Annotated in this window: 6 protein-coding genes; 1 reads left to right on the forward strand and 5 read right to left on the reverse strand. The window is 30.3% G+C overall.

Annotation, left to right across the window (positions count from 1 at the left end; all coding sequences use genetic code 11):
* Positions 1 to 60 precede the first annotated feature (60 nt).
* The gene (locus HY951_00510) at positions 61 to 591 is read left to right on the forward strand and encodes an archaemetzincin family Zn-dependent metalloprotease (protein MBI5538514.1); all 531 of its coding nucleotides are present in this window, start codon (positions 61 to 63) and stop codon (positions 589 to 591) included.
* A gap of 2 nt (positions 592 to 593) precedes the next feature.
* Here the strand turns inward: HY951_00510 and HY951_00515 are convergent, their stop codons facing one another.
* The 5 genes from HY951_00515 to HY951_00535 all read right to left on the reverse strand — a co-directional run bounded on the left by HY951_00515 (position 594) and on the right by HY951_00535 (position 8539).
* Positions 594 to 4280, reverse strand: a complete 3687-nt coding sequence (locus HY951_00515) for a hypothetical protein (protein ID MBI5538515.1) — start codon at positions 4278 to 4280, stop codon at positions 594 to 596.
* Positions 4281 to 4283: 3 nt separating this feature from the next.
* On the reverse strand, positions 4284 to 4976 hold the full coding sequence (locus tag HY951_00520; GenBank protein MBI5538516.1) for a fibrobacter succinogenes major paralogous domain-containing protein: 693 nt from the start codon (positions 4974 to 4976) through the stop codon (positions 4284 to 4286).
* A gap of 56 nt (positions 4977 to 5032) precedes the next feature.
* Complete coding sequence (locus tag HY951_00525; protein MBI5538517.1) at positions 5033 to 5668, reverse strand: flavodoxin family protein; 636 nt, start codon at positions 5666 to 5668, stop codon at positions 5033 to 5035.
* A gap of 137 nt (positions 5669 to 5805) precedes the next feature.
* Positions 5806 to 6480 carry a DUF4395 domain-containing protein gene (locus tag HY951_00530; GenBank protein MBI5538518.1) on the reverse strand — a complete coding sequence of 225 codons (675 nt, stop codon included), beginning with the start codon at positions 6478 to 6480 and terminating at the stop codon, positions 5806 to 5808.
* A gap of 484 nt (positions 6481 to 6964) precedes the next feature.
* Positions 6965 to 8539 carry a T9SS type A sorting domain-containing protein gene (locus HY951_00535; GenBank protein MBI5538519.1) on the reverse strand — a complete coding sequence of 525 codons (1575 nt, stop codon included), beginning with the start codon at positions 8537 to 8539 and terminating at the stop codon, positions 6965 to 6967.
* Between the last annotated feature and the right edge of the window lie 217 nt (positions 8540 to 8756).

Here is an 8756-nt window from a genome sequence, read left to right on the forward strand (position 1 = left end):
AGACAAAGTGAAAATAGTTTAGCCCGGATTTGTAATTTTATAACTTATTATAATAGTTTGATGAATCTGCAAAATATCACTTTAATTTCTTTTGGATACTTTGATGATGATTTTCTTTTGAAAGTTGCAGATAATGTTCAGAGAGAGTTATTTGTTCCTGTAAAAATAAGAGAAGGGCATATTGATTTAAGCGAATTTTATGATTCGGCAAGAAGACAATATAACGCAAATCTAATTTTGCAGTTTATTGAAAAACAATATGCAACTGACGATTCAAAAACTTTGGGATTATTTAATGTTGATTTATTTATTCCAATTTTCACATATATTTTTGGACAGGCATATTTAAAAGGCAGAAGTGGTATTGCTTCGCTATTTAGATTAAATAACGAACATTATGGTATCGAGGCTGACGAAAATCTTCTGTTGGATCGTTTTTGTAAAGAAATTATTCATGAACTTGGTCATAATTTTGGTTTAATTCATTGTCATGTTCCTGATTGTGTTATGAGATCGGGAACGTATGTTGAGGATATTGACCAGAAAAGCACAAATTTCTGTTCAAAATGCACAAAAAGTTTAGTCTTGTAAAATTATTGCCTGATAATTTTTTCGTCAATACCTTTTGCATTTAACTGACGGAAATTAGAGCGAAAACGAATAAACCAGAAAATGTCATCTTCCATATAAAATTCATTTGTGCCTTCAATTTTTCGTTTAAATGAACGATAGAAATAGAAAAATACTGACAAGGATTTGTTCCCTACAGTATCTTTTGAAGAATGGTAAAGAGGGAAAATACTTTTTTCTGTTCTGCCTTCTTTATTCATATTTGCATACAAGAAATAAAGTACTCTGAATTCATGATCACCATTAGTGTATTTGTCGTTAAAAACAGTCTTCCAGATAAAGTTTGTTGATTTTTTAGTATTGAAAATATTTTTTCTGTTATATAGTTGCCAGAAGATATTGAAGTTTTCTGAAACCGAATCCTTTCCATGATAAAATAATGGCTGAATTGAAAAGTATTTATCGCCGGGAGAATTTTTATACCAAAATACCGGAGCAAGTCTGCAGTATGTGTAATTTGGACGTTTTTCATAAAGAAACAAAGGAGATATAAGACCTGTAACTGATTTACCAGGTTCTTTGTGAGAGTTAAACAATATGTATAGTATGTTAAAATCTGAAACTCCTGATTTGTTATTATAATAACTGAAAGCCGGAAAAAGTCTGATTCGTCTTGAGTCAGGTTTATGAATGTTCCAGAAAAGAGGGGTGAAGACAAAGTGTTTTGTCTCTTTATCCGGCGAATTACCAATTGATATTAACGGAAATAATGTAAATGAGCTATAGTATTTGTTTTTTAAACTCCATATTAAAGGAAATAATATTTTATTGTTGTGTTTATTGTTTTTATATGACCAGTAAATAGGAAATAATACATTAGAAGTTTTTGTGTATTCACCACTTCCTTTTTTGTTACTCCAGAAAATAGGGAATAATACATTTTTTATGTTATTTCTGTTTTTGGTGTGCCAGAATAAGGGTGTAACCATTACCTGCTTATTCTCATTATCTGTTGTTTTTTTAATGTAAAAGAGAGGTAATAATGTGAATGAATTATATTTTTCAGTTTTCTTACTCCAGATTAATGGTAATAATGTTTTATTATTTGTTAATTTATCCTTGTAAGACCAATAAACAGGGAATACAATATTAGATGTTCTTGCATATTCGCCATTACCATTTCTGATGTTCCATAATAAGGGGAATAAAATATTTGCTGTTGTTTCTGGTGTTTTAATATGCCAGAATAATGGTGTAACTGTTAAATGTCTGGTTTTTGAATCTGGTGTTTGTCCGGATGAATATAAAGGGAAGAATGTTATAGAATTGTAGTTTTTGTTTTTAAAACTCCATGCTATCGGAAATATAACTCTGTTGTACGTATCTGTATCCTTATATGACCAGTAAACTGGGAAAACAATATTCGTTTTAACAGGATTTAGCTCGTCTAAAATTTTGAAATTCCACCAAAGTGGGAATAATACATTTTTATTTTTGTTGCCATTTTCGAAATGCCAGAATAAAGGTGTGACTGCTAAATGTTTTTTAGGCTCTGTTAATGACTTTCCGGATGAAAATAAAGGTAAAAATGTAAACGACTTGTATTCTTTATTTTTAAATTTCCAGATTACAGGAAATACTATTTTATTGTTTCTATCATGGTTTTTAAATGACCAATAGATTGGAAAAATAACATTTGATTTTATTGTGTCATCTGAATTTACTTTCTTTATATTCCACAGCAAAGGAAAAAGTATGTTGCTGTAATTATTATTGTTTTTAAAGTGCCAGAATAATGGTGTGATCATTAGATGACTTTTAAGCATGTCTTTTTTCTCTCCCATGGAGAATAGAGGAAGAAATGTAAAAGAATTACGATAATTATTTCTTAAACTCCAAACAATTGGAAAAATAACCTTGTTATTTGTTACTTTATCTTTATATGACCAGAAAATTAAAGAAAATACATTTGTAGATTTAATGTTTTCGCCACTACCTGTTTTTGTATTCCACCATAAAGGAAATAATATATTTTTTGTTTTTTCATTTTCTTTAAAATGCCAGAAAAATGGAGTGATCATTTTATAACCCATTTTGTTATCTAAAGAATGTGCGCTGGAATAAAACGGAGCTATTGTTACCGAATTATATGCACTGTCTTTTAAAATCCAGAAAACAGGAAATATAACTTTTCTGCTTTTTACATTGTTTCTATATGAAAAATATAATGGAAACAAGATGTTACGATATTCATTTCCGTATCTTGATTTCCAAAAGAATGGTGTTATAATTAAATGGCTGATGGTTGAATCGTATGATAGTCCTGATGAGTATAATGGAAATACTGTTGTATATTTATAATTTTGATTTCTGTTTATCCAAACAAATGGAAATATTGTCTGACTCTCATTATATTTATCTTTATTATGCCAGAAAAACGGAAAAATAACATTTGATGATATTGTATCTGTGCTTGATGTTATTTTGCTATGCCACCATAATGGGAAAAAAACATTTTTAGTTTTTCCACGGTCTTTAAGATGCCAGAATAATGGAGTAATAGTAGTGTGACTTATACTATTATCATATGAATTACCTGCTGAAAAAAGCGGAAATAATGTAATAGAAGAATACAATGGATCTTTATATTTCCATAAAACAGGAAATAATATTTTGTGTTCATAGCCATTTCCTTTGTATGACCAATATATTGGGAATAGATTATTAGATATTACGGTATTTTCACCACTTCCGGCTTTTTTATACCACCAAATTGGAAAAAGTGTATTTCTTATTTTATCATTTTTTTTATTATGCCAGAAAAATGGTGTGAGCATTATTCTTTTTGAACTATTATCAATACTCACTTTCTTGGCAAATAAAGGGAAAATAGTAATAGAATTAAATTCATTTGTTTTATTACTCCATAATATAGGAAATAATGCTTTATAATTTTGATTCTGATCTTTATATGACCAGTAAACTGGAAAAATCGTATTTGAGCGTATAATGTTATTATTGTTTTCAGATTTCATGTTCCACCATAATGGAAAAAGTACATTTCTTGTTTTTTCATCTTTTTTAAAATGCCAGAATAATGGTGTTACAGCAGTATATTTAGCTTTCCCGCGATTATATGTTCCCGAGATGTATAATGGTATAAATGTGTTAGTATATCTTTCTTTATTCCTATATGACCAGTAAAGTGGAAAAAATACTAAATGCGACCTCTGTTCTGTTATGTTGTTATGATACCATAGAAAAAACAGGATGTTATTTTGTAAATATTTTCCATCGGAAGATCTGGTAAACTCAAGCAAATTTATTTCAGGTGCAAGGTCGAAGAGTATAAAAGAATGAATGTCTTTTGTTTTCTCATTTGAGAGATGAATTAGTGAAGGGTAGTAAACTGTAAATAATCTGAAATCGTGAGTTTTTGAAGTGCTGTCAGCCCAGTATAAAGGGAATAGGTGTGAACGCTTTGTTTGCTCAACATAGTTTCGTTTAAAGGCATATAATGGAAATAAAACATCTATTTCTTTTTTCTCTTTTGATTTAACTCTTTTAAAAAGCGGTAAAATATTTATGTTGTTACCTCGTGTAAGACCTAAGTCAAATGACATTTTAGTGTCGGTAGAATCTTTTTGTGAATAAGTTTCTACTGAAAAAATCAATGAAAAAACAAATACTATGTAAAAAAGAAATCTCATTTGTTATTTTTTAATAGTATCCTTAATGCAGCGAACTGAATATCCGTCTTGCATTGTTGTTTTATCTCTACCTAATTCTTTTTTGTCAGATTTTATATATCTGTACCAGTATCTGTCATATGGTTTTTGTAACCATAAACCGTTTACAGAATAATCTTTTGATGAGCTCCACCAACTGCCGTTGTATCCAATATCTTCAAAAAAGCCTAAAGAACGGTAACCACCCGGAAGTGCAGTAAAACCGCTTTCATTTGTAGCTCCGGTATTCGGGCTTTCCCAATGTTTTGTTCCCAGTTCCTTGAGCTTATTTCCGGCAATACTATCACCTCCTAAATATTTTGCAAGCATTGTCCATTCTTCATCAGTTGGCACATGCCATCCCGAAGGACATAATCTGGAGTAATCTTTAACAGCATAACAGTTATAAAGATTTCCATAAATTTTTGCATTATATTCTGAATTATAATATTTGCAATATGCACCTTGTTGCAGATTAGTAAGATTAACCCAGTCTTTAGTGTATCGAACATTTTGTATGCTGTCACCATTCCTGTAATGTGTTACTCTCAGATTTTCTTTCATCCATGTTTGTTCTCCAATTGTTATAGTATTGTATATATTTCCGTCAAAGTCAACAACTGTTTCTGCACTCTGTTGACAAAATGATTTTACTGTTATTATTAGTAAAATGGACAAAAATATAATTGTACTTTTCAAGTTGATGACTTAAATTGTGAACAATGTTAATCTATTTATCTTATAAAATTTGTTACTTCTTTTTTCTCTTTTAATGGTGCTTCAATAATATTAATTGTAGCTTCTTTCATTTTTAACAACCATGCCATATTTTTTCCCAACAAACGCATAATCTGAACACCTTCTGCATCCTGATTAACTTCACCTGGTGTTCTGCCGTGAATTATATTCCAGTAATTTGATGTGGCTAAAATCATTTCGGAATATGTAAGGTAATGGTATAAGCTGTCTAATGTTGATGAACCTCCGGAGCGTCTGACTGCTACAACTGCTGCGCCAACTTTGTGGCGGAATAAATTACCATTTGATGTAGAAACATAAAATAACCGGTCTAAGAAACTTTTCATTGTTCCTGCAATTCCTGAATAATAAACAGGTGAACCTAGAATAATGCCGTCTGCCTCTTTTATTTTTTGTATCCATTCATTTAGTTCATCGGTAATTATTGTACATTTTTGATCCTGATTTATTGCACATTTGCCACAAGCCATACAGCCATGTATCATTTTATTACCTATATGCAGGATTTCAAAATTAATGCCGGCAGATGAAATCTCGTTACCAACAATATTTAAAGCATTAAAAGTATTTCCTTCTTTTTTAGGGCTTCCGTTGATTGCTATAACTTTCATTATTATAATAATTATGTTGTTGATTATCTTTTTAAATTGATAAACCAAATATAACTATATAAATGCTAAAATAAAAGTATGAATAACAGCTTATGATTTAAAGTAAAATTGTTGGAATGTATGAAAATTAAGCGATGTTATTTATTAATATTAATTTCCTTTTTAATTCCGAGTTTAGTCCACAAATTCTCGGTTTTAGATTGAAGTGTATCTTTTAATAAATAAACAGAAAAAACAATGTACACTAAGAATCCTAAAAATATTAGTAATTGTACTAAAGAAACTTTTTGTATATCTTCTTTTTTCTTCGTTTCGCAGCTTTCTCCGGGACAATATTGTACTTTGTTTTTATAAATAAGTTTATAGAATATACAGCCTAGACATATACCAAACGCCGATTCGAAGAATAGAAGAATTAAGCAGATTAAGCAAATAAGACCGGTTATAAAACTGTTTGTATTCATTAATACCATTAATACAAACATGATTAGTCCCATTACCAGACCTATAGTCCATGCAAATTTCTTTTGCGGTGCTCCTACATATTCCGGTTTTTGATTACCAACAATGAGTCTCCCAAGTATAAGGCTTGGTGAGAATTTTGGATTAATTATAACACGTATTATAAAATCCAAAAGAAAAACTAAAAGGAAAAGTTTTGCCAGTAAAAAGTTTCCTTCAAAAATAATTATAAGCAATGATAGAAAAGCAAACAAAAACAAAATGCCTGCAGCTGCTCTTACTTCTCTTTCATTTAAAACAGGAACATTATATCCATCTACATTTTCGCCAAATTGAATAATGTCTTTCATTATAAATTGTTATTAATTTGTGTGTTTTTTCGAACCTTTTAATTTAAAATCAAATATAATAAAATTGAAATGTTTTTTAATGATTAATCCGATAAATGAACGATTAATTACGATAATTGTATTTTTTTGTCCTGTAGAAATTATATTGTTGTTGTTTTAGTTAATATCTATACACTTATTTGGGTTACAGATTCAAATCTGTTTTATAGTCATGCTAAGCAATCCAAAGCATCTGGAAACGGAAATAAATGATTTGTTAATCACAAATAATAGTGTCTGTAGTTCTCGATAGCTTTGCTTCGCCGGCAATGTCATTGACTTAAGAAAATGTAATTTTGTTAATCTATTTGCTTACTTCTCGATACGCTTTGCTACTCGAAGTTGCAAATAGAAATTGTTCCTCAGCCGCTCTGCGGCTGAGGAACAAGCTAGAATGCTAGTCCGCCGCGGCGGCGGAAGCAAAGCGTATCGAGAAGTAAGCAAATTAATTATTTTTAATAAGTTTTTTAACTATGATTCCATTTTTAGTTGTTATTCTTATTGCATAAATCCCTTCATTAAATTCTGATATGTTAATAGTATGTTTTAGAGATGTTGTACTTATAGTATTAACAATATGCCCATGAGTATTAATTATTTCAATTATCCCTGTTTCTAATCCGGTAATCTCAAATTGGTCTGTTACAGGATTTGGAAAAATCATAATATTTTCATCAGATAAATTCTCTGCAATTTGCAATGCAGTTCCATTATATCTGGCAGCTGCAAACGTGTAATGATTGTTTTCTCTTGATATGCCAGATACAATAAGTTTACCGTCGGTATGCTCTTTTACACAAAAGGCAACATCGTTGTAACCATTACTAATATCAGTAATAGCTTTTCCGTTATTTCCAAATGTGTTATCAAATGTTCCATCATTATTTAACCTCAGAAGACCAAAATTTCCATTTGTGTTTTGTGCATTTGGTCCGCTAACACCTACCGCAACAATTTTTCCGTCAGTCTGAACTGTAATGCCATAAGCTTCGGCAGGCTGTGCTATGTCAAAATTTGTTTGTATAATTCCTCCTGTTCCGAATGATGAATCGAGGGAACCGTTAACATTATACCTTGCAATTACTGCTGTATTATTAGATGTTCCTGCAATAACAATTTTACCATCAGTTTGTATGTCAATAGCATTACCAAAATCATCAGTTGTGTTACTTAAAGAAGTTTTTGTGATTCCTGAGGTGCCAAAACCTGTATCCAGACTGCCATCTGAATTAAATTTAACGACTGCAATTTTATTGCGACCTAAGATTTCATCAGTTATCATTCCTGTTGTTATAATATTGTCATTTGCATCTAATGCCATAGCCCATGCTTCAACATCAGGACTTTCGGCAAAATGATGAATTGATATTCCGCTTGTTCCAAAACTGTTATCTGGTGTGCCGTTTGCATTTAGTCTGACAAGTGATATTCCTGTATTTGAATTAAAATTTGAATATCCGGAGATGATTATTTTGCCTGTTGTTTGTATTGCAATATTATATGCCTGTGCTGAGTTTTCTACATTAATAAATGCTATTCCTGCTGTGCCGAAAGTATTATCAATAGTGCCATCTGTATTATATCTTATTGCAGTGAAATTAAATGTAGTATCATTAATAAGTGTACGACCAACTGCTATAATTTTATTGTCGTTCTGCAATACTATTGAACTTGCGCTTGATGATATTCCTGTTTGGGTAATAACAGTACCATTATTTCCAAAGCTATTATCAAGCGAACCATTGGTAAGATAACGAACCAGAGTTATTGCTGAATATCCATTAAATACTGAGTTGCCAGCTGTTATTGTTTTACCGTCATTTTGAACTACCAACCCATATGACATTGAGTTTACCGTTCCTATTGATGTTGAAACATAGCCTGTTCCTGCAAATGTTAAGTCTGGTGACCCTGCATTTTGAGCAAAAGTGTTATTACAGTTAAAAATAATAGTGAATATTATGCTTAATGTTAAAATATTTTTTAAAATTAAGTTTATTGTAACAGTTTGCTTATTCATGTTTAATTAATAATTTGATGATGTAATAAGAATGAAATAGTTAGTTTAATATAATGCAATATATAAAAAATATTTTTATTATAACGTGAGTTCGATATAAGAAAACGATGCTAGTTTGAGTGAAATTCTTTCAGAATTTCGTATCGAAAACTAATCGTTTTGTTCATTTCGATACAAATTTTCTTCGAAAATCCACTCAATGTAACAAAACTAGGTA

The sequence above is a fragment of the Bacteroidia bacterium genome (assembly GCA_016218155.1).
Classification (GTDB): domain Bacteria; phylum Bacteroidota; class Bacteroidia; order Bacteroidales; family GWA2-32-17; genus GWA2-32-17.